This is a genomic window from Saccharopolyspora sp. NPDC050389 (genome assembly GCF_040655595.1).
In the GTDB taxonomy this organism is placed as follows: domain Bacteria; phylum Actinomycetota; class Actinomycetes; order Mycobacteriales; family Pseudonocardiaceae; genus Saccharopolyspora.
In genome coordinates this window covers 84,614-109,737 of sequence record NZ_JBFAKG010000001.1, presented here as the reverse complement: position 1 = coordinate 109,737, position 25,124 = coordinate 84,614, and the positions used below count along the sequence as shown (strand labels likewise).

Here is a 25,124-nt window from a genome sequence, read left to right as displayed (position 1 = left end):
CCCGGAAAGCGAAGGACGAGCATGACGGAAATCCTGCCGCCGGAACACGGCCGGATCGAGCCGGTCGACATCCAGCAGGAGATGCAGCGCTCATACATCGACTACGCGATGAGCGTCATCGTGGCCCGCGCGCTGCCAGACGTGCGCGACGGCCTCAAGCCGGTGCACCGGCGCGTGCTGTACGCGATGTACGACTCGGGCTTCCGCCCGGACCGCGGTTACGTGAAGTGCTCCCGCGTCGTCGGCGACGTGATGGGCAACTACCACCCGCACGGCGACTCGGCGATCTACGACACCCTGGTCCGCCTGGCCCAGCCGTGGTCGATGCGCCATCCCCTGATCGACGGCCAGGGCAACTTCGGCTCGCCCGGCAACGACCCGGCCGCGGCGATGCGGTACACCGAGTCGCGGCTGGCCCCGTTGGCGATGCACATGCTCGCCGACATCGAAGAGGACACCGTCGACTTCGCCGACAACTACGACGGCCGCACCCAGGAACCCACGGTGCTGCCGTCGCGGTTCCCGAACCTGCTGGTCAACGGCGGTGGCGGGATCGCGGTCGGGATGGCCACCAACATCCCGCCGCACAACCTGCGCGAGGTCGCCTCGGGCGTCGTCTGGGCGCTGGAGAACCCGGAGGCCACCGATGAGGAACTCCTCGAAGCGCTGATCGAGCGGATCAAGGGCCCGGACTTCCCGACCCGCGCCCTCATCCTCGGCACCAACTCGATCGCCGACGCCTACCGCACCGGTCGCGGCTCCATCAAGATGCGGGCCGTCGTCGACGTCGAAGAGGACAACAAGGGACGCACCACGCTGGTCGTCACCGAGCTGCCGTACCAGGTCAACCCGGACAACCTCATCGAGAACATCGCCTCGATGCACCGGGAGGGCAAGCTCACCGGCATCTCCGACATCGCCGACGAGTCCAACAGCCGGCGCGGCATGCGGATCGTGGTCACGCTCAAGCGGGACGCGATCCCGAAGGTGGTGCTGAACAACCTCTACAAGCACACCCAGCTGCAGACCACCTTCGGCGCCAACATGCTGTCCCTGGTCGACGGGGTGCCGCGCACCCTGCGGCTGGACCAGATCATCCGGTACTACGTCAAGCACCAGGTCGAGGTCATCGTCCGGCGCACCAAGTTCCGGCTGAGGAAGGCCGAGGAACGCGCCCACATCCTGCGCGGTCTGGTCAAGGCGCTGGACATGCTCGACGAGGTCATCGCGCTGATCCGCCGGTCGCCCACCGTCGACGACGCGCGCACCGGTTTGATCGAGCTGCTCGACGTCGACGAGATCCAGGCCAACGCGATCCTGGAGATGCAGCTGCGCCGCCTGGCCGCCCTGGAGCGGCAGAAGATCGTCGACCAGTTGGCCGAGATCGAGCGGGAGATCGAGGACCTCAAGGACATCCTCGCCAAGCCGGAGCGGCAGCGGCAGATCATCCGCGACGAGCTGATGGAGATCGTCGACAAGTACGGCGAGGACCGGCGCACGAAGATCATCCCGTTCGAGGGTGAGGTCTCCATGGAGGACCTCATCGCCGACGAGGACGTGGTCGTCACGATCACCCGCACCGGCTACGCCAAGCGGACCCGCACCGACCTGTACCGGGCGCAGAAGCGCGGCGGCAAGGGCGTGCAGGGCGCGCAGCTGAAGCAGGACGACATCGTGTCGCACTTCTTCGTGTGCTCCACGCACGACTGGATCCTGTTCTTCACCAACAAGGGCCGGGTCTACCGGGCGAAGGCCTACGAGCTGCCGGAGGCCAACCGCACCGCGCGCGGCCAGCACGTGGCGAACCTGCTGGCGTTCCAGCCGGACGAGCAGATCGCCCAGATCATGCAGATCAAGGACTACACCGCGGCGCCGTACCTGGTGCTGGCCACCCGCAACGGCCTGGTCAAGAAGTCCCGTCTGACCGACTTCGACTCCAACCGATCGGGTGGTTTGATCGGCGTCAACCTCAAGGACGACGACGAGCTGGTCGGCGCGGTGCTGTGCTCCGCCGAGGACGACCTGCTGCTGGTGTCCGCCGAGGGCCAGTCGATCCGGTTCCACGCCACCGACGATGCGCTGCGGCCGATGGGCCGGGCCACCTCGGGCGTGCTGGGCATGCGGTTCAACGCCGGTGACGAACTGCTGGCGATGGGCGTGGTCCGGGAAGACCGGTACGTGCTGGTGGCGACCGACGGCGGCTACGCGAAGCGCACCCCGATCGACGACTACCCGGTGCAGGGCCGCGGCGGAAAGGGCGTGCTGACTCTCCAGTACGACAACAGGCGTGGCAGGCTGGTGGGGGCTCTCATCGTCGAGATCGACGACGAACTCTATGCGATCACCTCGACCGGTGGGGTCATCCGGACCACCGCCAAGGAGGTGCGCAAGGCCGGCAGGCAGACGAAGGGGGTTCGTCTGATGAACCTGGACGAGGGGTCCGCGCTGGTGGCGATCGCGCGCAACGCTGACGAGGCCGCCGACCCGGACGCTGCGGGGCCGGACCAGCAGCAGTAAAACCGTGGGAGACCACGTCGCACACCGCCGCCGACGATCATCGAAGGATCGCTCGTGACACCTTCCGAGAAGCCGGAGCAGGCTGATCCGCAGCAGGATGCGGACGGGGCTTCGGTCAGCACCCAGACAGCCGACGACAGCACCGGGGGCGAGGGCACCGAGTCCGGCTCGGCCGCCAAACCGGACGCCGAAGGCAACGGGGAGGCCCTGCACGGCACCGAGGCGCCGCCACCGTGGCAACGCGCCTCGGCGACCGCGCCGGGCGAGGCCGGCACCCCGGTGGCGGCCGCCGTCCCCGGTTCGGACGCCGCTGACACGCAGAACATTCCGAAGCAGATGCAGGACCAGGAAACGGTGCGCACCAAGGTGCCGCCGGCCGCGCGGACGACCGTGTCGTTCACCGGCGGCGCAGCCGGTGCCGCCGGGACCGCCCGCACCTCGCCGACGGCCTCGGCGCGGCGGCCGAGCAGAGGCCCGCGGCGGGCCAGCCTGCAGGTGAAGCGGCTGGACCCGTGGTCGGTGCTGAAGCTCGCCCTGGTGCTCAGCGTGGCGCTGTTCTTCGTGTGGATGATCGCGGTCGCGGTGCTGTACGGCGTGCTCGACGGCATGGGCGTGTGGGATCAGCTCAACGGCACCTTCACCGAGCTGACCCAGCCCGACGACGCGGCCAGCGAGCCGCTGATCAGCGCCGGCCGGGTGTTCGGCGTCGCCTCCATCATCGGCGCGATCAACATCGTGCTGGTGACCGCGCTGGCGACGGTTGCCGCGTTCATCTACAACGTGGCGGCCGACTTCGCCGGCGGCGTCGAGGTCACCCTGTCCGAGCGGGAGTGAGCCGCTGACGTGGCGATTCCGGTCCTGTACCGGGATCGCCACGTCCGGCGAGATCCCAACGGGCACCCCCGTTTCGGGCGTCGGAAGGCGTCCTGTAGTGTTTGAAGCACACCAAGGGCCTATAGCTCAGGCGGTTAGAGCGCTTCGCTGATAACGAAGAGGTCGAAGGTTCAAGTCCTTCTAGGCCCACTGGTAATTTTTCTCAGTCCCGGGAACTTCTCGGGCTGGACGCCGTGCTAGGAGGCGACCGGAAGTGAAGAAGCTGCTCGCACTTGCCGCAGTTGCAGGGGTCGTGCTGTTCGTCATCCGGCGCAACCGGGCAGCCAAGGCCGAGGCCGACTTGTGGCGCGAAGCCACCGCCGAAGCCTGATCGCTTCTCCGGGCGCTTGAACCGGCCACCGAGCCGGTAGCCATCGCGCGTCACCGGTCAGCAGACCTGAGTGGGGCTGCGATAGCCGGGGACGTAGCTCAATTGGCAGAGCACCGCCTTTGCAAGGCGGGGGTTAGGGGTTCGATTCCCCTCGTCTCCACGCGTTGGTTCGGTGGAGTGTGCCCACGGTGAGCGTGGGCGTTTACTACCGCGTCATTATTTTGCGGGGGCCGAGCCCCCGCAGACCCCCACGGTGTGGGGGTTTCTTTTTGTCTGCTCCTTGCCTTCGGAGCGTTCCCGGCCTGCTCTCGGACCAGCCTTTTCGGGGTTTTCTCCGGCCTTCGGCCGTCGGAGCACTGGTCAGCTTTCTGTTGTGCCGTTAGAGCCGTTCGATGTCGTCCGCCTTCGGCTGCTGCGCGGGCCTCGTGCCGTTCGTTCCGCTGCGGGCTTTTGGTCAGCCTTCGGCTGTGTCGTGGGTACCGGCAGCCTTCGGCTGTCGTCCCTCTTTGTTCCGGGTTGTTGGTCAGCCTTCGGCTGTGTTGTCTTGTTGTCAGCCTTCGGCTGTGTTGTCTTGTTGTCAGCCTTCGGCTGTGACCGCTCGTGCTCGTGCTGGTTCTGTGCTGGTTCCGTGGTGCTTCCGGGGCTGCTCCTTGCGCGGCTCCTGGTGTCGCCGGCTTCTTGGTGGCGTGCCTTCTCCTGGGGCCTGCTCTGTTGCCCCGTGCCCTGTGTGTGCCCGGTGCCCTCTGCCCTCCGTCCTCTGCGGGTTCTTCTTTTTGGGTTTGTCCTCTTTGGACATTTGGTTTCGTTGGGCTTGGTTTCGTTGGGGTTTTGGTTCCGGGTTTCGTGGGGTTTGGTTTTCGCGGTTGTTACCTGGGGTTTCGTCTTCTTTTGGGGGTTGGGATTCGGGTGACGGTTTTGCTTGGGTTCCGTCCAGTGGAAGGTGTTGTCGTTGGTCGGGCATTTGAGCGGGGAGCATTCGCGCATTCCGGTTCTGCGATGGTGCAGTGGAGGTGGCATGTCGAGCCAGGTTGACGCCGGGCGGGCCCGTTGGGTTCTGCCCCTGTGTTGGACCGCCGTTTTGCTGGACGGGTTCGACCTGGTCGTGCTCGGCAGCGTGTTGCCCGTGCTGCTGGATGCCAAGCAGTGGGGGCTCACCGCCGCCAGTGCTTCCGTTGTTTCCACCGTTGGGCTGGTGGGCATGACCATCGGCGCCTTGGCCATCGGCACCATCACCGACGTCGTCGGCCGGCGGAAGGCGCTGATCTTCGCCGTTGCCGGCTTCTCCGTGTTCACCGCGCTGTGCGCGCTCGCGCCTTCCGTCTTCGTCTTCGGGCTGCTGCGGTTCCTCGCCGGGCTCGGGCTCGGCGGGTGCCTGCCGACCGCCATCGCGCTGGTCACCGAGTACGCCCGGGCGGGCAAGGGCGGCAGCGCCACCACCACGATCATGACCGGCTACCACGTCGGCGCCGTGCTCACCGCGCTGCTCGGCATCGCCGTGCTCCCGAGCCTCGGGTGGCGCGCGATGTTCGTGATCGGGGCCGCGCCCGCGCTGGTGCTCGTTCCCCTGATGCTGCGCTACCTGCCGGAATCGGCTTCCTTCCTGCGTTCCGCCGCTCCGGAGCGCAAGCTCAGCGGCGGTGCCAGCGCGGTCGCCTCGCTGTTCCGCGGCGGGTTCACCCGCGCCACGCTCGCCTTCTGGGTCACCTCGTTCATGGGATTGCTGCTGGTCTACGGGCTCAACACCTGGTTGCCGCAGATCATGAAGTCCGCCGGTTATCCGCTGGGCGCCGCGCTGGGGCTGCTGCTGACGCTGAACATCGGTGCCGTGATCGGGCTGGTCGTCGCCGGCGCGGTGGCCGACCGGGTGGGACTGCGGCCTTCGACGATCGGCTGGTTCGCGGCCTCGGCGGTGTTCCTCGCCGCGCTGAGCATCAAGCTGCCCGGCATCGGCGTGTACGTGGCGGTGCTCATCGCGGGCTGCTTCGTGTTCAGCTCGCAGGTGCTCGTCTACGCCTACATCGGGCGCGTGTACCCGGCGGAGAACCGGGCGACCGGGCTCGGCTGGTCGGCCGGGATCGGCCGCATCGGTGCGATCTGCGGTCCGCTGCTCGGCGGCGCGATGCTCACCGCCGGCATCGCGTACCCGTGGGGCTTCTACGCCTTCGCGGTGGTCGGCGTGCTGGGCGCGATCGGCGCTGCTGCGGTCGGCCGCCCGGCGGCCGAGGAGGAATCGCGGGCCGAGCCGGCCGAGCAGGCGTCGTAGCGTTCCCGAAGTTCAGGCCGCGCTGCGCAGCGACGCGCGGACGCTGCGGTAGGTCATGCCGTGGAGTTCGAGCAGCTCCGCGGCGACTCCCTTGCCGAGCAGCAGCGCGAGCAGGAGGTGTTCATCGCCGATGCGGCGGTCGCCGAGCTCGACGGCCTCGCGCAGTGTGGCTTCGAGCAGGCGCTTGCCGCCGGTGCTGAACGGGATGTGCGACTTGAAGAAGCGCCGCCGTCGGCGGGGCCGGTCGGCGAGGGCATCCGCGCCGAGGGAGCGCTCGATGCTGGCGACGACGTCGTGCACGTCGATGCCCAGTTCGCGGAGCGCTTCCGCGTCGGATGCGCTCAGGCCGCCGAACCGCCGCGCCTGCCGGTAGGCCGTCGTGACGGCATCGCGCCGCACCTCGTGCGCGGCCAGCAGGCTCCCAGCCGCGGTGGTCGGGTCGTCGACGAGCGCGAGCAGCAGGTGCTCATCGGTGACCTCCGGGGCACCGTGCTGCTCGGCTTCGTGCACCGCGCGGACCACCGCCTGCCGGGTCGCCGGGGCGAACTTCTCGAACATGATCAGGACCTCCCGTGTTTCTTGTGCACGGCCTGCCGGGAAACGCCGAGCTCCGCGGCGATTTCCTGCCACGACCAGCCCTGGTTGCGAGCGTTGCGGACCTGGACTGCTTCCAGCTTTTCGAGCAGCTTCCGCAGCGCCGCCACGGCTCGCAGGCCGATTCGCGGATCGCGGCTGCTCGCCGCGGAGGCGAGTTCCGTCGCTTCTGCCATGCTGTCAACTTATGTTGACAAGCGGGAGGTGTCAACTATGGTTGACGTCAGCGCTCGGCGGCGTCCCGGATCGCGTCGACGGTCTGCTGCATGGCCTGCTGCAGCCGAGTCCGGCGGAACTCGTAGAAGGTGGCGCCGCGCTCGGCCGGCAGGCTCTCCTTGATCGACACCAGTCGGCTGGGCGGCTGCTTCATCTGGAAGCGCTGGGTCAGGGTGCAGCCGTCGCCGTCGGGCTCGATCTCGAACGACCACAGCGAGTTGTCCGGCGTCGGCTGGTAGCTCAGCACCGCCCAGGCGAACCGGCGGCCGGGCTCGGCCGCGGTCACCTCGCACTCGGTCGTCCAGACGTCGTCGCGGTGCCGGTTGTGGCCCTTGAAGGTGGCGCCGGCGGTGCCCGGCTCGCCGGACGCCCACTCGCCGCCGATGCACTCCGGGCTCCACTCGCCCATCCGCGTGATGTCGCTGGCGACGCGGTAGACCTCGTCCGGCGTGGCGGACACGTGCGTCGAGGCGTGCAGGTCGTAACTCGTGGGTTCACTCATGCCAGCATCGTGACCACCGAACCGGCCGACCAGAACGTGATGTGTGACACGCCCGAAAGAAAGGAGGCCGGACCCGATGGGCCCGGCCTCCTGCGCGCGTGCGAGGTCAGCGGGATCGTTCCGGCGTGATGTGCGACTGGCCGTCGGTCTGGGCGGGCACGTCGGGGCGGTCCGCGCGGTGGCGGGCCTGGGTGTCGCGCCTGGGGAAGCCGTCGTTGGCCTCCGCGATCGGCAGCTCCTCCGGACGGCGGGAGAATGCCACCGCCACGGCGGCACCGAGGCCGGCCAGCACCAGCAGCACCCACGGCCACTTGCGCCGCCCCTTCGGCTTGCCCGGGTCGATGCGCGCGGCCAGTTCCTTGCGGGCCGCGATGGTGTTCTTGGCGAGCTGCTTGCGGGACTGCTCGGTCTTCTTCTCCCACTGCTTGCGCGCCTTGCGGCCGCGCTTGGCGAGTTCCTTGCGGGACATCCCGGTGGCCCGCTGGGCGATGCGCTCCTGCAACTCGTCGGCGGAGTAGCCGTGGTTGGCTAGTTCCTGCTCGGCGAGGGAGGCGGCCTGCTTGGACAGCGCCACCCCGACTTCGCCGGCGCGTTTCGCGCCGTGGCGGGCGGACTTCAAGCCCGTCCCGACCGCCTTGCCCACGCTTTCGCCAGCTCGGGCCATCGCCTTCACCTCGTCCATCGTGTGCCTCCTCGGCCCGGCGTTCGCCGGTCGACTTCGTCGGCCCACGCCCGCGGCGTGGGCACCGCCTGGCAGGCGGCGATCAGCCCCATACTGCACCCAGACACGAGGTTCGGCCTCTTCGATGGCAGGATGGTCTGGTGGCTGAAGACAACGGATCGCTCGTTGGGACGACGGTGACCGCGACCCTGCACACTTCGCAGGGCGACATCCGGATCAACCTGTTCCCCGACAAGGCGCCCAAGACAGTGGCCAATTTCGTGGGCCTCGCCGAAGGAACCAAGGAGTACACCGAACCCAACGCCAAGGGTGAGCGCTCCGGGCCGTTCTACGACGGGGTGATCTTCCACCGCGTCATCTCCGGCTTCATGATCCAGACCGGGGACCCGACCGGCACCGGCCGTGGTGGCCCGGGCTACAAGTTCGGCGACGAGTTCCACCCCGAGCTGCAGTTCACCAAGCCGTACCTGCTGGCGATGGCGAACGCCGGGCCGAACACCAACGGCTCGCAGTTCTTCATCACGGTGGGTGCCACCGCCTGGCTGAACTACAAGCACTCCATCTTCGGCGAGGTCGCCGACCAGGAGTCGCGCAACGTCGTCGACGCGATCGGGAACACCGCGACCGGCCAGCAGGACCGCCCGGTCAACGACATCGTCATCGAGAAGGTCTCGATCGAACGCGGCTGAAACCCGGCCCATTAGGCTTGCTTTTGAAAGCGGCGGTAGCCGCTTGCGGTGTGGGACTCGGCTTGCACCGCCGTGGGTCATCAGGCGTCTTCTCGCCAGGACAGCCCCCGGCGGTGACTGTCGGGGATCCCTCGGCGAGACGACGCCTGAGGTCTTGCTGCCCGCACCGCTGCCCGAGCCATTCGAAGCGGTCTTGACCGGAGAGCAGGTCTGACGTGACTGTTCCGCCCGGATCTCAGCCTGGGGCGGATGGGGCTCCGCCGCAGCTGCCGACCTGCGTCCGGCACCCCGACCGTCCCACCGGGCTGCGCTGCACCCGGTGCGATCGGCCGTCGTGCCCGGAATGCCTGCGTGACGCCGCCGTCGGCCAGCAGTGCGTCGACTGCGTTGCGCAGGGGCAGCGCGGCATGCGGCAGCCGGTGACAGTGGCCGGTGCCCGGCTGCCCGCGAAGCCGATCCTGGTGCCGGTGCTGATCGCGATCAACGTGGCGGTCTTCGCGCTCACCGCGGTGCAGGCCGGCAGCATCCCCGGGAACTCCTCGTCCGCGCTGTTCACCGACTTCGCGCTGTGGCCGATCCTGGTCGCGGGCGGGCAGTGGTGGCGCCTGATCAGTGCCGGATTCCTGCACATCGGGCTGCTCCACCTGGCGATGAACATGATCGCGCTGTGGGTGATCGGCCGGGATCTGGAGCTCCTGCTGGGGCGGCTGCGGTTCGGCGCGGTGTACCTGTTGTCGCTGCTCGGCGGCAGTACCGCGGTTTTCCTGCTCGGCGAAGAGGTGCGGGCGGTGGCCGGCGCGTCCGGCGCGGTGTACGGCCTGATGGGCGGCATCGCGATCGCCGCGCTGCGGCTGAAGGTCAGCCTGCGGCCGGTGCTGGTGGTGATCGCGCTCAACATCGCGGCCAGCGTGGTGATCCCGGGCATTTCCCTGCTGGGGCACATCGGCGGCCTCGTCGTCGGCGTGATCGCGACCGCTGCGCTGGTCTACGCCCCGCGCGAGCGGCAGGTGTTGATCCAGGCGGGTGCGCTCGCGGCGCTGCTGGTGGTGCTGATCGCGATGCTGGTGACGCGCGATCTGCAGTTCGGCAACGTGGTGTGCTTCGGCTCCGGCGAGGAAACCCGCTGCGGCCAGCTCGGTTCCTGACGGGTCAGCGGCGCAGACCGCGGAGCTCGTCCGCGACTTCCTGCGGATCGGCGCCGAGGTCGAGCCTGGTCAGCACGATCAGTTGCGGGTCCGCGTCGAGTTCCAGGGTCTGCACCGTGCGGCCGAGGCGACGATCCTGCCGGACCCGGATCGTCACCGCGGGCCAGGCCCAGTGCCGCCGACCCAGCAACGTCCGCACCGTGATGCCCTCGACGTCCGCGTGCAGTCGCGGTCGGCAGATGCTGCCGTGCGCGGAGGCGGCGGCCAGCGCCAGCACCAGCACGCCGATGAACAGCCGGTCGACCGCCTGCTCGGCGACGAGCCACCACAGCGCCGCGGCCGCGGCGAGCACCCAGCCGCAGGCGACCAGCCCGATCGGCGTCGACCACTGCCGAGATCCGCTCGCATCCACCGTTATCCACCCGCTACCGATGAGTTATCCACAGGAGTTATCCCCACTGGGGATGAGTTACACCTATGTTGTTCGCTGACCGAACGTCAAGAGGTCGACGAGATGAGTGAGGTCCGAAGGGATTGACCCCTTCGGACCTCGACCACGCACCGCTTCTGTGCTAGCGGTCAGCGCCAACGCATAGTCATCAGCAGGCCGACGATCATGAACGCGAATCCGACGGCGAAGTTCCACCCGCCCAGGTCGACCATGAACGGGATCTTGTCGCCGGCGATGTAGTTGATCACCAGCCAGAGCAGCCCGATCACCATCATCCCCAACATCACGATGACGTAGATCGGGTGCGACGGGCCGACCACCTTCGCCTTCACCGGCGTGCGGCGATCGGTCACCGGGGTGGGGGAGTCCTTCTTGCGGACCTTGGACTTCGGCATGGTGTCCTCGCCAGGTGATGCGGCATCGTGCGCCGTGTGCTCGGGCGGTCACCGCACCTCGAGCTCCGGCGCCCGAGGGCGCGCGCAACTTCTCGCGATGCGGCTCGTTTTCCAGCTACCACGTTAACGTAATCACAGCGTTGATCTACCCCGTGGTCCCAGCCGTGACCGGAGAGGAACACCGTGGCTTCGTCGGAGCTGATGGTGGCGCCACCCCCGGAGAGCCGGCCCGCACGGCTGCGCACGGCGCTGCACGTTCTCGGCGAACTGCTGATCATCGCGGGACTGGTGTTGCTGCTGTTCGTCTTCTACGCCGTGTACGTCACGGACTGGTTCACCGCGCGCAGGCAGGCCGAGGCCACCGATCAGCTGCAGGTCCAGTGGCAGCACCCGCCGCCGGTGGCGGAGCCGCCAGCACCGGTCGTCGGCGCCGGGTTCGCGCAGCTGCACATCCCGGCATTCGGGCCGGACTTCCGGTTCGTCGTGCTGGAGGGCACCGACGCGAAGACGCTGGCCGCCGGGCCCGGGCACTACGTCGGCACGGCGTGGCCCGGTGAGCAGGGCAACTTCTCCGTCGCCGGACACCGGATCGGCAAGGGCGCGCCGTTCAACGACCTCGACCGGCTGCGCTCCTGCGACGCGCTGGTCGTCGAGACCGCGACGCACTGGTACGTCTACCGCGTGCTCCCGATTGCCGACGAGGTCGCGGGCTGGAACGGGCACGGGGCGGACCCGAAGTGCTCGGGCGTGGCGCCCATCGGCGGGCCGTACGAGCAGGCGGTCGGCCGGGGCATCGTCCTCCCGGAGCAGGGCGAGGTGATCTTCCCGGTGTCCGGGCAGCCGCCGGAGCTGCTGCCGCGCGACCGGCAGACCCGGCTGATCACCCTCACCACCTGCCACCCGGAGTTCTCCGCCAAGCAGCGGCTGATCGTGCACGGCGTGCTGGCCAAGCAGTACCCCAAGGACCCCGCGCATCCCGGGCTGCGTCCCGCCGAGCTGGAGGAACGCTGATGTACGGGTGGATCTGGCGACACCTGCCGGGCGGGACCGCAGCGAAGGCCGCACAGGCCGCGCTGCTGGCCGCGGTCGTCGTCGCGCTGCTTGTTCCCGCAGATCGAACCGATGCTGCCGTTCAACGATGTCACGACCAGGTGAAAAGCCAGCCCGGGTGGCCGTGCTTGGCTCTTCCTTGTCTTTGAAGCGGCGCCAGCCGCTTAGCCCGCCTACGCAGCTTGCACCGCCGCAGGTTCTCAGACTGTGCCCGCCCCAAGGGGGCTCTCGGCGAGGACAGCCCCGACGCGACGTATTGGACATACGTGTGTCGCCAGGCGGCGGCCGTAACTCCCGCAGGGGGGCCGCTACCTGCACCGCCAAGCAAAACGAGCCTGGAAACAGATTTTGCCACCCGCGTACCCTGGCGGGGTGCGTGTACTCGTCGTCGATAACTACGACAGCTTCGTCTACAACCTCGTGCAGTACCTCGCGCAGTTGGGCGCGGACTGCGTCGTGCGCCGCAACGACGTCGTCACCGACGACGACGTTGCCGCCGCCGACGGCGTCCTGCTCAGCCCTGGTCCGGGGACGCCGGATCGCGCCGGGCGCACGATGGAGCTGATCGAGCGCTGCTCCGCCGAGCGCAAGCCGGTGTTCGGCGTGTGCCTCGGGCACCAGGCCGTCGGCGCCGTGTGGGGCGGGGTCGTCGAGCGGGCGCCGGAGCTGCTGCACGGCAAGGTCAGCGAGATCCACCACTCCGGGACCGGCGTGTTCGCCGGGCTGCCGGAGCCGTTCATCGCGACCCGCTACCACTCGCTGATCGTCCGCGCGGACACCATCCCGGACGACTTCGAGATCACCGCGAAGACCGCGACCGGCATCGTGATGGGCATGCGGCACCGGGAGCTCCCGGTGGAGAGCGTCCAGTTCCACCCCGAGTCGGTGCTCACCGACGGCGGCCACCGGATGCTGGCGAACTGGATGGCCTCGGCCGGTCACTCGGTGGACGAGCACCTGGTCGCCGAGCTCGAACAGGGCATGCGCCAGGTCGCCGCCGCCGCCCGGCGCTGACCCGAATCAAGCCCGGGCGCGCTTGCGGTAGCCGTCCAGGACGTCCTGGCGGAGCAGCGCGCCGAAGCCCGCGGCCTCCAGCCGCAGACCCAGTTGGGCCTCGTCGAGGCCGAGCTCGGTCGCGGTGCGCCCCAGGTGCCAGTCGTTGGCGGCCAGCCGGCTGAGCAGGTGACCTCGGCGGACCTGGTTCTCCGAGAGCCGGAACGTCTTGAGGTACGCGGTCCGGCCCCGGTCGTCGGTGATGGCCTCGCCGATGTGGTTCTCCTGCTTGAGGCGGAACGGCGGCAGGAACCGGGAGAGCGTGAAGCGACCCATCCGGTAGACCGTCTGCCACGTGCGATCCTGCTCCAGCAGGCCGGTGGCCATGGTCGTGTCGTGGAAGTCCGCCCAGGAGCGTTCCTGCTCGTCGACCGCCGCGCGCAGGTCGGCCAGGGAGCGGATCCGCGCGTCGGCGATGTCGGCCCGGAAGTCCTGCACCGGCGGCATCAGCATCGCGTACTGGTAGATCAGCTCGCCGTACAAGTCCTGCAGCAGCGTCGGGTGGAGCGCGCGGTAGTCGTCGGGATGCGGAACCACGAACGCGGCGGCGAGCGCGTCGGCGACGTAGAGCAGCACACCGCACTGGCCGGGGTGGATCTCGAAAACCCGCAGCGCATCGTCGAGCCCGGCCACGGCGGCACCCATGTACGCCGCCTCCACGCGAGGGGAGAGCCCCTGCCGGATCGCGCGCTGCGACCACTCCTCCCAGGCGATCGACGGCCCGCCGAAGTGCAGCGACAGGAAGCCCTCCAACGCCAGGTGCAGGGGGAGGAACCGCAGCCGGTCGGGGTCTTCGCGGCGGGCCATCTTGCGGTGGAAGCGCAGGCCCATCGTGGCGGCCGGCGGCTGGTTCTCGGTGAGCTGCGTGCCGTAGGCGGCGGCCGGAGTGCCGTCGCCGGTCCACGTGGCGACGAAGCCGTGCGGGACGTAGGAGATGTAGGTCCGCCGCGGGCCGACCTCGACCACTCCCGCCACATCGCCGTACAGCTGCGGATGCAGGCGGAGGTCGTCGACGGGTTCCGCGCGCACCAGCGGTACCAGGCGGACGGCGCCCCAGACCTGGGAGGGGCGGGTGTCCAGGCCGGTCAGGTCCGGGTCGGTCATCGCGCCCGCTCCCGCATCCGGGCCGCGCGGGTGTCCAGGTAGCCGGTCAGCTCGGCCAGGCCGGTGCGGCCCTCCGCGAACTGGGCGAGCTCCACCAGCGCGGGGAGGTCCTCGGCGTCGCGGACGCCCACGGCGGGCACGGCCGTCGACACGCGGCGCACGTCGAAACCGGTCGCGTCGTACACCGGGTTCAGGTGCACGACGCTGGTGCGGTGGTTCGGGTCGAGCCGGGTGCGCCAGATGCGGAGCACCTCGTCGGCCAGCCCCGGCGGCGCGTTGTCCCATCCGTCGGAGACGATCACCAGGCGCTCGGGGCCGGTGTCCAGCGCGTCCAGGATCCGCCGGCCCAGGGGCATCGGCCCGTGGGGACGGGCCAGCAGCGCGTCGGTCCGGCCCGAGGCCCACAGCCCGGTGTAGTCGGCGGCGAGGGCCGCGAGGAGGTAGTGGCAGGCCAGGGCCACCGCGAGCGGCCGACGGCGCTTCTGCCCCGAACCGGATGCGGAGAAGCTGTCGTCCAGGACGGCGGTGACCTTGCCCCAGCTTCCCTGGTGGGAGCCGGCCACCCGGCCGGCGGCCGCCGCCAGGGCGCGGGCCAGCTCGCCGCGTCGGTGGATCCGGTCCTCGACCGGCAGGGAGAGCACGTAGGAGGCCAACCGCGTCAGCGGCATCCCGGCCAGGTCCGCCTGGACGGCGGCCCCGTTCTTGCGCGCGGACTCCTGCAGCCGCAGGGTTTCCAGGCGGGTCATCCGCGGCGCTATGCGCTGCAGGAAGACGTCCCGAGGGATGCCGCGCCGGGCGGCGAAGCCTGCCGCGGCCGTGAAGGGCAGCTCGTACAGGGCCGCCTGCTCGTAGTGCGCGCGGCGCCACGTCTCCAGGATCGGCGTCGCGTACTGCGGGCGGGTCAGCGGCGCGAACACGAAGGTGCCCAGCTCGTCGCCGGCCGGGACCAGGTGCGCGTGCCGGAGGGTCCGCTTTAGCCCGTTGCGGTACTTCACGGCGTCGAAGGCCAGGTCAGGGCGGGCGGACAACCAGTCGCGCATGATCGCGCGGGTCCGGCGGTTGTTCACCTTCGCCCGGCGCAGTGCGCCGAACAGCCCGTACACGCGCTGCGGCGGCAGCATCGCCAGCCGGCCCGCGATCAGCCGGCCCTCGCTGCGCCGCTGGTCGGCAGTGGCCTCGCCAGCGGTCTCCAGCAGCCGCCGGATGATGAGGGCCGCGTTGTGGTCGTTGATGTCGAGCGCGAGGACGCCTGCGTACAGGTCGCGGTAGCTCCCCAGCATGTACTCGCGGAGGAAGTCCAAGGACAGCCGCTGCTCGTCGGCGTCGGTGTGGAACTCGCGCTGGCCGGTGGACGTGATCGCCGCGTTTACGAAGAGAAGCACGTCCTCGGCCGCGAGGAGGTCCGCGCGCGAATCCATCCGGCTCTCTCTTCGTGGGTGTGGGAGCCGACCGGGGAATGGGGGCACGAGCTGCGAATCATTGCTTCAGAGGCACGTTCCGGAAGTCGCGCCGGAGTCCCGCGGTCGGCTTCCGGATGCTAACAAGATCTTGCGGGGCGTCCCACGGAATTTCCGCCGCCAAGCACCGGAAACGAAGAAGGGCACCTGCTACCGGTCATACCGGCAAAGGTGCCCTTCCTCGTCGAAGAGGTCAGTCGAACGGTGGGATGAGGCCGCCGTGGTTGGGAGTGCTGGTGGTCGGGCTGGTGGTGTAGTCGCCCACGTACAGCGTCACCGACTGGTCCTTGCCCACCTTCTGCCCGGCGGACGGCGACGAGCTGACCACCTTGCCGTCCAGGTTCTTGTCCGCAGTCGGCTGGTCGGTCTCGATGATGCTGCCGTTCCAGCCGCGGTCCCGCAGGGCCTGCTCGGCCTCGCTGGGCGTCATGCCGACCAGCGACGGCATGCTGATCTGCCCGCCGTTGGACACCACCAGGACGACCTCGGAGTTCGGCTTCGCCTTGCTGCCGCCCGACGGGGACTGCTCCAGCACGGTGCCCAGCGGCTGGTCGGAGTCGCGGTCCTGCTTGGTGACCTTGAACCCGGCACCGACCAGGTAGGCCTTCGCCGTGTCGAAGGGCATGCCGACCACGTTCCGGACGTCGAGCAGCTGGGGTTCCTTGCCGATCACGACGGAGATCGTGGTGCCCTGGGTGACGGTCTCGCCTCGCCGGTCCCAGTCAATGACCTTGCCGACCTGCTTGGGGTCGTCGGTCTCGCGGTACTCCGGCGTCAGCCCCTGCTTGAGCCCGGCCTCCTCCAGCCGTTGCGAGGCGTCGTTGATGCTCAGGCCGGTCAGGTCCGGCACCAGCACGCTGGCCGGCCCGGTCCCGGCGCAGAGCTTGATCGGCTGGTTCTCCTTGACGATCTGCGAGCCCGCCGGCGGGCTCTGGCTGACGACCTTGTTGATGTCGTCGACGCTGGACGGGGCCAGGCACCAGGTGAGCCGCCACTGCTTGGAATCGGCCTCAGCCTGCGCCGCCGCCCGGGTCATGGAGATGAAGCTCGGCGCCGCTTCCGTCTTCGGCTCCGAGGTGAATGCCCAGGTCGCCAGCCAGGCGGCGAGCGCGAACACGAGCACGCAGGCCGCCGTGACCAGCGCGATCATCCGGTGCTTGCGGCGCTTGCGGTCGCCTTCGGTGTCGACCTCGTCCGGTTCCCGCTCGACCGACCGGTGGCGGCCCGGCGTCATCAGCTCGGTCGCAGAGTTCTGCGTGAGCATCGCCGTCCGCTCGTCCTCGGACATGATCATCGGCGCCTTCGGGCGCTGCCCGGAGAGCACCCGCACCAGGTCGGCCCGCATCTCCGCGGCCGACTGGTAGCGGTTCGCCGGGTTCTTGCTCAGCGCCTTGAGCACCACGGCGTCCAGCGAGGCCGGCGTCGTCGGGGTGACGTCGGAGGGCTTGCGCGGTTCCTCCCGGACGTGCTGGTAGGCGACCGCGACCGGCGAGTCACCGGTGAACGGCGGCTCCCCGGTGAGCAGCTCGAACAGCACGCAGCCGGAGGCGTAGACGTCGCTTCGCGCATCCACCGCCTCGCCGCGGGCCTGCTCCGGCGACAGGTACTGCGCGGTTCCTATCACCGCGGCGGTCTGCGTCACCGCAGCCTGCCCGTCGGCCAGCGCGCGGGCGATGCCGAAGTCCATCACCTTCACGGCGCCGCCGCGGGTGATCATGATGTTGGCGGGCTTGACGTCCCGGTGCACGATGCCGTGCCGGTGGCTGAAGTCCAGCGCGGCCGACGCGTCCGCCATGACCTCCATGGCCCGGCGCGGCGTCAGCGGACCCTCGGTCTTGACGATGTCGCGCAGCGTCCGGCCGTCGACGTACTCCATCACGATGTACGGCAGCGGCCCGCTCTCGGACTCGGTCTCGCCGGTGTCGTAGACGGCCACGATCGCCGGGTGGTTCAGCGCCGCCGCGTTCTGCGCCTCGCGGCGGAACCGCAGCTGGAACGTGGGGTCGCGGGCGAGGTCGGCGCGGAGGATCTTCACCGCCACGTCGCGGCTCAACCGGGTGTCGCGGCCGCGGTGCACCTCGGACATACCGCCGTAGCCGAGAGTCTCACCGAGCTCGTAGCGGTTGGACAGAAGTCGAGGTGAACTCATCGAAGCGTCGTTCCGATCCTTGTCAATGATCGTCCCATCATGCCGAGTCGGCCCATCCGGTCGATGCCAGGCGGGCGACCGGCGGTGTTCCCCCGAGGTTCGTGTCCGGCCAACCCGCCGGCGCCGCCCCGATCCCGGGCGCGAGCCGTAGCGAAGTCTGGCCCAAAGCCGCTGCCGAATCCAGGTTGTGCGTTGTCACATTGCCGGATCCGACCAATCCCTCGTCGCGGTTGACCACCCAGTACGTGGCCACGCCGACGGCGACCAGCAAGGCTATCGCGAGCACCGCCACCAGTAGCCAGACGACGATCTTGTTCGTGCGCGGCGCCGCCGCCTGCGGAGGTGGCAGTTGCGGGGCCGGTGCCTGCGGCGGGATCAGCCCCGGTGGGTAAGTGTTGCCCATCGGCGGCAGTTGCGCGGGCATCTGGTGCACGCCCGTGTTCGGCACGGCGACGTTCAGCTGCTGCTGCCGCTGCTGCGGCACCACCAGCGAGGACGGCGTGGGCAGCGGCCGGCCGGCGCGCACCGCGGCGACGGCGTTGGCGAACTCGCCGCCGTCGGCGTAGCGCCGCCGCGGGTCCTTCGCCAGCGTCGCCTCGATCAGCGCCCGCACGCCCGGCGGCACGTCCGGCGGTAGCGGCGGCGCGATCTCGCGGATGTGCATCATCGCGACCGTCACCGCGTTCTCGGACAGGAACGGGCGGTGTCCCATCAGGCACTCGTAGCCGACCACGGCCAGCGAGTACACGTCGCTGGACGGCGTCGCGTCGTCACCGAGCGCCTGCTCCGGCGCGATGTAGTGCGCGGTGCCCATCACCATTCCCGAGCGGGTCACCGGTGCCGCGTCGGCCGCCTTCGCGATGCCGAAGTCGGTCAGCTTCACCTTGCCCTCGGGCGTGATCAGGATGTTGCCCGGCTTGACGTCCCGGTGCACCAGGCCGCGTTCGTGCGCGGCCTGCAGCGCCCGCCCGGCCTGCTCCAGCATGTCCAGCGTGTGGTCGGTGTTTATCCGGCGCTCGCGGGCCAGGATCGCGGCCAGCGGCTCGCCCTCGACCAGCTCCATCACCAGGTACGCGGTGTCCTCCGGACCATCCGGGATGGCGGCGGTCTCACCGTAGTCGTGCACCGCGGCGATCCCCGGGTGGTTCAGCGACGCGGTGGTGCGGGCCTCGGTGCGGAAGCGGTGCAGGAACTCGGCGTCGCCGCACAGCTCCGCCTTGAGCACCTTTATGGCGACGGTCCGGTCCAGCCGGACGTCCACCGCCTGCCACACCTCGCCCATCCCGCCGACGGCGATCCGCTGGCCGAGCCGGTACCGGTCGGCGAGTAACTGGCCGGTGGTCAGCACGGGTCAGCCACCCCCCTGCAGACCGGCCCGGATGACCGCGCGGCCGATCGGGGCGGCGATCGAGCCACCCGTGGCCTCGGTGCCCTCGTCGCCGCCGTTCTCGACGATCACCGCGACGGCGATGGACGGGTTCTCCGCCGGGGCGAACGCGACGTACCAGCCGTGCGGCTGGTCCTTGGCGTCGCCGTGCTGGGCGGTACCGGTCTTCGAGGCGATCTCGACGCCGGAGATCTTGCCGTCGCCCTTGGTGTTCTTCTCCGACTGGATCATCATGTCGCGCAGCATCGCGGCGACCTCCGGCGAGACGGCCTCGCTCATCTCTTCCGGCTTGAGGGTGTCCAGCTCGGACATGTCCGGGGCGCGGGTCGCCTTCACCAGCTGCGGCTTCATCAGCTTGCCGCCGTTGGCGATCGCGGCGGCCATCATCGCGTTCTGCATCGGCGTGACGCGGACGTCGCGCTGTCCGATGCCGCTCTGGTACAGCGAGGCCGAGTCGGCCATCGGGCCGAGGTCCGACTTGGCGACGGTCATCGGGATCTGCAGGTCCTGACCGAAGCCGAACGCGGCGGCGGTTTCGCGCATCTTGTCCGGCCCGAGCTCCCCGGCGATCTTGGCGAACGCGGTGTTGCAGGAGTGCGCCAGCGCCTTGGTCAGGGTGTTGCCCGCGCACTGCTTGCCGCCGTAGTTCGGCAGCTGCGTGCTGCTCTGGGGCAGCGTGATCGACGCGGCGTCCTCGACCGTGCTGTTCGGGTTGTACCCGTTCTCCAGCGCGGCGGCCGTGGTGATCAGCTTGAACGTCGAACCGGGCGGGTAGATCTCGGACACCGACCGGTTCGCCATCGGCCGGTCCTTGTCGGCGTCCAGCTTGTTCCACTCCGAGGCGACGGCGTTGTTGTCCACCGCGGCCAGCGGGTTCGGGTCGTAGGACGGCGCGTTGACCATCGCCAGGATCTCGCCGGTCGACGGGTTCAGCGCCACGACCGAGCCCTGGAAGCCCTTCTTGGTCAGCTGGTCGTAGGCGACCTGCTGCATCGCCGGGTTGATGGTCAGCTCCACGCTGCCGCCGCGCGGCTCGCGCCCGGTGATCATGTCGGACAGCCGGCCGAACGCCATGCTGTCGTCCGTGCCGTTGAGGATCTTGTCCTCGGCGCGCTCGATGCCGTTGGAGCCGTAGTAGAACGAGTAGAACCCGGTCACCGGCGCGTACACCGGCCCGTTCGGGTAGGTGCGCAGGAACTTGAAGCGGTCGTGCTCGTTGGCGACCGAACTGACCAGCGACTGGCCGTGGGCGGTGATCTGCCCGCGCTCCCGCGCGTACTCCTCGTACAGCGTCCGCTTGTTGAGCGCGTGGTCGCGCAGCTCATCGGCCTGGATGACCTGCACGTACGTCGCGTTGCCCATCAGCAGCACGACCATCACCATCATCGCCAGCGCCACCCGGCGCAGCGGCTTGTTCATCGGGGACGCTCCACCAATTCGGTATGTGCCTCCGCGATCGGGGCCTGCTTGGGCTTCGGCTTCGCGGGCGCCTGCGGGCGACGCGCGGCGTCGGAGACCCGCAGCAGCAGCGCGATCAGCATGTAGTTGGCCAGCATCGACGAACCGCCCGAGGCGAGGAACGGTGCGGTGAGACCGGTCATCGGGATCAGCCCGGTGGAACCGCCGGTGACCACGAACAGCTGCAGCGCCATGGTGAACGACAGGCCGCCGGCGAACAGCTTGCCGAACGAGTCGCGCACCGCCAGCGCGCTGCGCAGCCCGCGCATCATCAGCAGCAGGTACAGCATCAGCAGCGCCATCAGCCCGGTCAGGCCGAGCTCCTCGGCCAGCGACGGGATGATGAAGTCGCTGAACGACAACGGGGTCAGGTTCGGCATGCCCGAGCCCAGCCCGGAGCCGCCGATCCCGCCGTTGGCCATGCCGAACAGGCCGGAACGCAGCTGGTCGTTCGCCGGCCCCTCGGACAGCGGGTCCAGCCAGGTGTTCACCCGGGCCTGGACGTGGTCGAACAGGTTGAAGGCGATGACGCAGCCGAGCGCGAACATCGACAGGCCCAGGAACACCCACACCGCGCGCTCGGTGGCGATGTAGATCATCACCAGCACGATGCCGAAGAACAGCAGCGAGGTGCCCAGGTCCTTCTCCAGCACGACGATGCCGATGGACAGCAACCACGCCGCGATGACCGGAGCCAGGTCCCGCGGGCGCGGCCAGTCCACGCCGAGGAACCGCTTGCCTGCCGTGGTGAACAGCTCCCGCTTGGACACCAGGAACGAGGCGAAGAACACCAGCAGCAGGAGCTTGGCGAACTCGTTCGGCTGGATGGACACGAAGCCCAGGTTGATCCACAGCTTCGCGCCGTTGGCCTCGGAGATGCTCGCCGGCAGCAGGCCGGGCAGCGCCAGCAGCGCCAACCCGACGAAACCGCAGGTGTAGCCGTACTGCGCCAGCGTCCGGTGGTCCTTGACGAACACCAGCACCAGGATGAACAGCACCACGCCCGCCGTGGTGAACACGATCTGCTTGGGCGTGTACGGGGCGCCCACCACCGGTGCCAGGTCGAGCCGGTGCAGCATCACCAGGCCCATCCCGTTGATCAGCGACACCAGCGGCAGGATCAGCGGGTCCGCGTACGGCGCCCAGCGGCGCACGCCGAAGTGCGCCGCGCCGTAGAGCGCGAGGAACGCGAACCCGTAGTAGAAGAGCTCCCGGGAGATCGTCTGCTCCTGCGCGAGTTCCACGAGGATCAGCGCGAAGGTGACGATCACCGCCGAGCAAACCAGCATGAACAGCTCGGTGCCCCGCCGAGTATCGACTCGGGGGGCCCCGCTGGCAGCTCCGGTCGTAGCGGCCGGTTGTGCCATCAACTCACCATCCGGCAGGTCACGCCCGGTTTCTGCTCCTCCGTCTGCAGCGGGGTGGCGTCCGGAGTGGACTCGGGCGGCCGAGGCTGGCCCGGCTGCCCCGGCGGCGGCTGCGTCACCGGTGGCGGCGGCGGCGACGGGGGTTCCGGCTGCTGGCATTCCGGCAGCAGCGCCGTCATCCGAAGCCGCCGCATCGCGTCGCGGGCCTCCTGCAGCCCGTTGACCTCAGTGATGCCGTTGCGGACGTCCGGCCGCTGCGCTTCCTGCAGGTCGGTCACCTTGATCGGCGTGCAGTCCTGTGCCGAATCCGACGGGCAGGACGTCTCGACCTGCCAGTTCAGCGAAACGCCCAGCATGCTGCCCTGCACGCCTTGGTAGATCACCACCTCGTCGGCGCGGTTCGCGCCGATGTAGTACTGGTTGAGCACCCACCAACGCCCGACCAGTGCGATTGCCGCCAACACGATGAGCACGCCGCACATCACCAACAGCGAACGCAGCCAGCGACGCTTGCGCGGCTGCTCCGGAGGGGGTGAGGTGGGCTCGAAACGCTGCGGCTGCGGCCGCGGCATGGTCACCGCGGATGCGCGCGCCGCCGACGAATCGGGTTGCGGATGCTCATCGCCATTTCCCGCCGCGCCCCCGACGATCGGGGCGTCGTCGCCGAACTCGACGTCGACGACGTCGGCGATGATCACGGTCACGTTGTCCGGACCACCGCCCTTGAGGGCGAGCTCGATCATTCGGTCCGCGCATTGCTGCGGGTCCGGGATGCGCAGCGCCTCCGCCATCGTCTCGGTGCTCACCGGCCCGGTCAGGCCGTCCGAGCAGAGTAGGTAGCGGTCGCCGGCGCGGGCTTCCCGGATCGCCAGGCTCGGTTCCACCTCGTGGCCGGTCAACGCGTGCAGCAACAGCGAGCGCTGCGGGTGGTTGGCGGCCTCCTCCTCGGTGATCCGGCCTTCGTCGATCAGCGACTGCACGAAGGTGTCGTCGTGGGTTATCTGGGTCAGCTCGCCGCCGCGGACCAGATAGGCCCGGGAGTCGCCGATGTGCACCAAGCCCAGCTTGCTGCCTGCGAACAGCACAGCGGTGAGCGTGGTGCCCATCCCCTCCAGGTCCGGGTCGTTGGCCACCAGCTCGGCGATCGCACCGTTGCCGGCCAGCACCGCACCGCGGAGCTGCCCGAGCAGGTCATCGCTCGGCTCGTCGTCGTCCAACGGCGCCAACGCCGCGATGACGACCTTGCTGGCGACCTCACCGGCGGCATGTCCACCCATGCCGTCCGCGAGGGCGAGTAGTCGTGGGCCGGCATAGACCGAGTCCTGGTTGTTGGAGCGCACCAGGCCGCGGTCGCTGCGGGCTGCGTAGTGAAGGACGAGGGTCATGAGCGCAGCTCGATCACCGTCTTGCCGATTCTGATCGGAACGCCGAGCGGGACCTTGGTCGGCCCCGTGACCTTCGCCCGATCGAGGTATGTGCCGTTAGTGGAGCCTAGATCCTCCACGTACCAATCGGAGCCTCGAAGTGACAATCTCGCGTGTCGTGTCGACGCGTAGTCGTCGTCGAGGACCAACGTGGAGTCGTCGGCGCGGCCGATCAGGATCGGCCGGCCGTCCAGGGAGATGCGCGTGCCGGCCAGAGCGCCGTGCGTCACCACCATCTGGCGGGGCGCCTTGCTCTTGCCCCGGGCCTGCTTGCCCGGGAGCCGACTCGCACCTGGAATCGGGACCCGCATCCCGGACGCCGAGTAAAGATCCGAGCGAACCACGCGAAGCGCAGCCAGCACGAACAACCAGAGCAGGGCGAGAAACCCTGCTCTGGTCAGCTGAATCACCAGCTCTGGCACTTGTTGTGAACGCTCCTACTCGTGTCCGGACGCGGATTCCGCGCTCAGGCCTGCTGAGCCCGGAAGATCAGGGACGAGTGGCCCACCCTGATCACGTCGCCGTCTGCCAACTGCCAAGTTTGCACCGGCGTGCCGTTCACCGTGGTGCCATTCGTCGAACCGAGATCGGCCAACATCGCGCTCTGGCCGTCCCAGGTGATCTCGATGTGCTTGCGCGACACACCGGTGTCCGGCAGGCGGAACTGACCCTCCTGGCCCCGGCCGATGATGTTCGAGCCGTGCTGCAGCGTGTACGAGCGGTTCGAACCGTCGTCGAGGTGCAGCGTCGCGGTCATCTGCGCGCGCGGGCCGCCCGCGGCGAAACCGCCGCTCTGCGGGAAGGCACCGCCGGGCTGCTGGCCGTAGCCCTGGTCCGGGAAGCCGCCGGACTGCGGGTACGCCCCGCCCGGCTGCTGGCCGTAGCCCTGGTCGAAACCGGGCTGCGCGTAGCCCTGGTCGTAACCCTGCTGCGGCGGCTGGCCGTAGCCCTGGTCGTAGCCCTGCTGCGGCGGCTGACCGTAACCCTGGTCATAAGCGGCGGGCTGGCCATAGCCGCCCTGGTCGTAGCCCTGCTGAGGCGGCTGGCCGTAACCCTGGTCATAGCCCTGAGGCTGCTGGCCATAGCCCTGGTCGTAACCGGCGGGCTGGCCGTAGCCGCCCTGGTCGTAACCGGGCTGCTGCTGGCCGTAGCCCTGGTCGTAGCCCTGCTGAGGCGGCTGGCCGTAACCCTGGTCATAGCCCTGCTGCGGCTGCTGGCCGTAGCCGCCCTGGTCGTAACCGGGCTGCTGCTGGCCGTAACCCTGGTCATAACCGGGCTGCTGCTGCGGCTGCTGGCCATAGCCGTAGTTGGGGTCTTGGCCTTGGCCGTAACCCTGGTCGTAGCCGTACTGCCCCTGCTGGTTGTACGGATCTCCCTGGGGGTAGTGGCCTGGTGGCTGGCTCATGGGTCGGTCTCCTGCGGTACGCGGTTGTGCCGGCCGTCGAGTCACGTCGGGGTCGACGGTCGAGCTGATTCGAAACTGTCCCGTGTGCAGCGTCTCAGAGCGCTCCAGGGAGACTACGACGTCACCATATGTGTCCCACCCCTGCTCGGTGAGATGCTCCTGAACGCAGTCGGCGAGGAGGTCGGTCACCCGGGCCTCATCACCAGTGAGTCGATCGTGGTCGGACGGGCTCAGTTGCACAACGTAGTGGTTACAAGCGAGCAACCGTCCCCCGGCGAGCTCCCGAACCTGCAGCTCGGCTTCCCGCTGCAGAGCCTGGGCGACCTCCTGAGGGACGACCTTTCCGCCGAACACGCGCGCAAAGCCGTTACCGACGATGCCTTCGAGTCGGCGCTCAAAGCGCTGCACGAGGCCCACGGCAAAATCCCTTCACGCGTACGACTCCTAGCGACCATCGTATCTGGGCCAACGGGTCAAGACACCGCCCTGTTCCCAACTCGTCCAACCCCCCGCCGAACCCCCTCGTCAGCCCGTGCTAATCTTCTTCTCGCCAACAGGGCAGCGGGAAGCGAAAGCGACCCCGGTGCCAAGGGCCGGAAGTGAGCAAGGTAA

The 25,124-nt window shown here is 69.2% G+C and carries 22 protein-coding genes, 2 tRNA genes and 1 pseudogene; 10 read left to right on the top strand and 15 right to left on the bottom strand.

Features of this window, described 5'->3' with window-relative positions; all coding sequences use genetic code 11:
• Nucleotides 1–21 precede the first annotated feature (21 nt).
• From gyrA to AB0I53_RS00515, 6 genes and pseudogenes are all read left to right on the top strand, one after another.
• Nucleotides 22–2,517: a DNA gyrase subunit A gene (gyrA, locus tag AB0I53_RS00540; protein ID WP_358594173.1), complete on the top strand. Its 2,496-nt coding sequence runs from the start codon at nt 22–24 to the stop codon at nt 2,515–2,517.
• Between the two features lie 54 nt (nt 2,518–2,571).
• On the top strand, nt 2,572–3,351 hold the full coding sequence (locus AB0I53_RS00535; protein ID WP_358594171.1) for a DUF3566 domain-containing protein: 780 nt from the start codon (nt 2,572–2,574) through the stop codon (nt 3,349–3,351).
• 115 nt (nt 3,352–3,466) lie between these two features.
• Nucleotides 3,467–3,540 (top strand) — tRNA-Ile (locus AB0I53_RS00530).
• Between the two features lie 64 nt (nt 3,541–3,604).
• Nucleotides 3,605–3,712 (top strand): annotated as a pseudogene (locus AB0I53_RS00525) (DLW-39 family protein); the annotation flags it as partial.
• Between the two features lie 96 nt (nt 3,713–3,808).
• Nucleotides 3,809–3,881 (top strand) — tRNA-Ala (locus AB0I53_RS00520).
• Nucleotides 3,882–4,736: 855 nt separating this feature from the next.
• Nucleotides 4,737–5,984: an aromatic acid/H+ symport family MFS transporter gene (locus tag AB0I53_RS00515; protein ID WP_358594168.1), complete on the top strand. Its 1,248-nt coding sequence runs from the start codon at nt 4,737–4,739 to the stop codon at nt 5,982–5,984.
• Nucleotides 5,985–5,996: 12 nt separating this feature from the next.
• Here the strand turns inward: AB0I53_RS00515 and AB0I53_RS00510 are convergent, their stop codons facing one another.
• From AB0I53_RS00510 to AB0I53_RS00495, 4 genes are all read right to left on the bottom strand, one after another.
• Nucleotides 5,997–6,542 (bottom strand): Clp protease N-terminal domain-containing protein, encoded by a 546-nt coding sequence (locus tag AB0I53_RS00510; RefSeq protein WP_358594166.1) that lies wholly within the window; start codon nt 6,540–6,542, stop codon nt 5,997–5,999.
• A 2-nt stretch (nt 6,543–6,544) separates the two neighbouring features.
• Nucleotides 6,545–6,754: an HTH domain-containing protein gene (locus tag AB0I53_RS00505; protein ID WP_358594164.1), complete on the bottom strand. Its 210-nt coding sequence runs from the start codon at nt 6,752–6,754 to the stop codon at nt 6,545–6,547.
• A gap of 47 nt (nt 6,755–6,801) precedes the next feature.
• Nucleotides 6,802–7,296 carry an SRPBCC family protein gene (locus tag AB0I53_RS00500; protein WP_358594161.1) on the bottom strand — a complete coding sequence of 165 codons (495 nt, stop codon included), beginning with the start codon at nt 7,294–7,296 and terminating at the stop codon, nt 6,802–6,804.
• Between the two features lie 106 nt (nt 7,297–7,402).
• Nucleotides 7,403–7,978 carry a hypothetical protein gene (locus AB0I53_RS00495; protein WP_358594158.1) on the bottom strand — a complete coding sequence of 192 codons (576 nt, stop codon included), beginning with the start codon at nt 7,976–7,978 and terminating at the stop codon, nt 7,403–7,405.
• 140 nt (nt 7,979–8,118) lie between these two features.
• Here AB0I53_RS00495 and AB0I53_RS00490 point away from each other — a divergent pair, with 140 nt between their 5' ends.
• Both AB0I53_RS00490 and AB0I53_RS00485 read left to right on the top strand, forming a co-directional pair.
• Nucleotides 8,119–8,667 carry a peptidylprolyl isomerase gene (locus AB0I53_RS00490; protein WP_358594155.1) on the top strand — a complete coding sequence of 183 codons (549 nt, stop codon included), beginning with the start codon at nt 8,119–8,121 and terminating at the stop codon, nt 8,665–8,667.
• A gap of 215 nt (nt 8,668–8,882) precedes the next feature.
• Nucleotides 8,883–9,812: a rhomboid family intramembrane serine protease gene (locus tag AB0I53_RS00485; RefSeq protein WP_358594152.1), complete on the top strand. Its 930-nt coding sequence runs from the start codon at nt 8,883–8,885 to the stop codon at nt 9,810–9,812.
• 4 nt (nt 9,813–9,816) lie between these two features.
• Here AB0I53_RS00485 and AB0I53_RS00480 read toward each other — a convergent pair whose 3' ends face one another.
• Together AB0I53_RS00480 and crgA are read right to left on the bottom strand one after the other, a co-directional pair.
• Nucleotides 9,817–10,224 carry a PH domain-containing protein gene (locus AB0I53_RS00480; protein ID WP_358594149.1) on the bottom strand — a complete coding sequence of 136 codons (408 nt, stop codon included), beginning with the start codon at nt 10,222–10,224 and terminating at the stop codon, nt 9,817–9,819.
• A 167-nt stretch (nt 10,225–10,391) separates the two neighbouring features.
• Complete coding sequence (gene crgA, locus AB0I53_RS00475) at nt 10,392–10,658, bottom strand: cell division protein CrgA (RefSeq protein WP_358594146.1); 267 nt, start codon at nt 10,656–10,658, stop codon at nt 10,392–10,394.
• A gap of 183 nt (nt 10,659–10,841) precedes the next feature.
• Between crgA and AB0I53_RS00470 the strand changes: the two genes are divergently transcribed.
• Together AB0I53_RS00470 and AB0I53_RS00465 are read left to right on the top strand one after the other, a co-directional pair.
• The gene (locus tag AB0I53_RS00470; protein ID WP_358594143.1) at nt 10,842–11,669 is read left to right on the top strand and encodes a class E sortase; all 828 of its coding nucleotides are present in this window, start codon (nt 10,842–10,844) and stop codon (nt 11,667–11,669) included.
• Between the two features lie 411 nt (nt 11,670–12,080).
• On the top strand, nt 12,081–12,722 hold the full coding sequence (locus tag AB0I53_RS00465; protein WP_358594140.1) for an aminodeoxychorismate/anthranilate synthase component II: 642 nt from the start codon (nt 12,081–12,083) through the stop codon (nt 12,720–12,722).
• 6 nt (nt 12,723–12,728) lie between these two features.
• Here AB0I53_RS00465 and AB0I53_RS00460 read toward each other — a convergent pair whose 3' ends face one another.
• The 9 genes from AB0I53_RS00460 to AB0I53_RS00420 all read right to left on the bottom strand — a co-directional run bounded on the left by AB0I53_RS00460 (nt 12,729) and on the right by AB0I53_RS00420 (nt 24,929).
• Nucleotides 12,729–13,865, bottom strand: a complete 1,137-nt coding sequence (locus AB0I53_RS00460; RefSeq protein ID WP_358594138.1) for a hypothetical protein — start codon at nt 13,863–13,865, stop codon at nt 12,729–12,731.
• Entirely contained in the window at nt 13,862–15,283 is a 1,422-nt protein-coding gene (locus tag AB0I53_RS00455) for a hypothetical protein (protein ID WP_358594135.1), read from the bottom strand. The genes AB0I53_RS00460 and AB0I53_RS00455 overlap by 4 nt, the downstream gene beginning before the upstream one ends.
• Before the next feature lie 232 nt (nt 15,284–15,515).
• Nucleotides 15,516–17,471, bottom strand: a complete 1,956-nt coding sequence (gene pknB, locus AB0I53_RS00450) for a Stk1 family PASTA domain-containing Ser/Thr kinase (protein ID WP_358594132.1) — start codon at nt 17,469–17,471, stop codon at nt 15,516–15,518.
• A gap of 37 nt (nt 17,472–17,508) precedes the next feature.
• On the bottom strand, nt 17,509–18,819 hold the full coding sequence (locus tag AB0I53_RS00445) for a protein kinase (protein ID WP_358594129.1): 1,311 nt from the start codon (nt 18,817–18,819) through the stop codon (nt 17,509–17,511).
• A 3-nt stretch (nt 18,820–18,822) separates the two neighbouring features.
• A complete protein-coding gene (locus AB0I53_RS00440) occupies nt 18,823–20,277 on the bottom strand; it encodes a penicillin-binding protein 2 (protein WP_358594126.1) in 1,455 nt (484 codons plus the stop codon).
• Complete coding sequence (locus tag AB0I53_RS00435) at nt 20,274–21,683, bottom strand: FtsW/RodA/SpoVE family cell cycle protein (RefSeq protein ID WP_358594123.1); 1,410 nt, start codon at nt 21,681–21,683, stop codon at nt 20,274–20,276. Before AB0I53_RS00435 ends, AB0I53_RS00440 begins: the two co-directional genes overlap by 4 nt.
• Nucleotides 21,683–23,068, bottom strand: coding sequence for a PP2C family serine/threonine-protein phosphatase (locus tag AB0I53_RS00430; RefSeq protein ID WP_358594121.1), 1,386 nt, complete (start codon nt 23,066–23,068; stop codon nt 21,683–21,685). Before AB0I53_RS00430 ends, AB0I53_RS00435 begins: the two co-directional genes overlap by 1 nt.
• Complete coding sequence (locus AB0I53_RS00425) at nt 23,065–23,529, bottom strand: FHA domain-containing protein (RefSeq protein ID WP_132479402.1); 465 nt, start codon at nt 23,527–23,529, stop codon at nt 23,065–23,067. The genes AB0I53_RS00430 and AB0I53_RS00425 overlap by 4 nt, the downstream gene beginning before the upstream one ends.
• Nucleotides 23,530–23,573: 44 nt before the next feature.
• Nucleotides 23,574–24,929 carry an FhaA domain-containing protein gene (locus tag AB0I53_RS00420; RefSeq protein ID WP_358594119.1) on the bottom strand — a complete coding sequence of 452 codons (1,356 nt, stop codon included), beginning with the start codon at nt 24,927–24,929 and terminating at the stop codon, nt 23,574–23,576.
• Between the last annotated feature and the right edge of the window lie 195 nt (nt 24,930–25,124).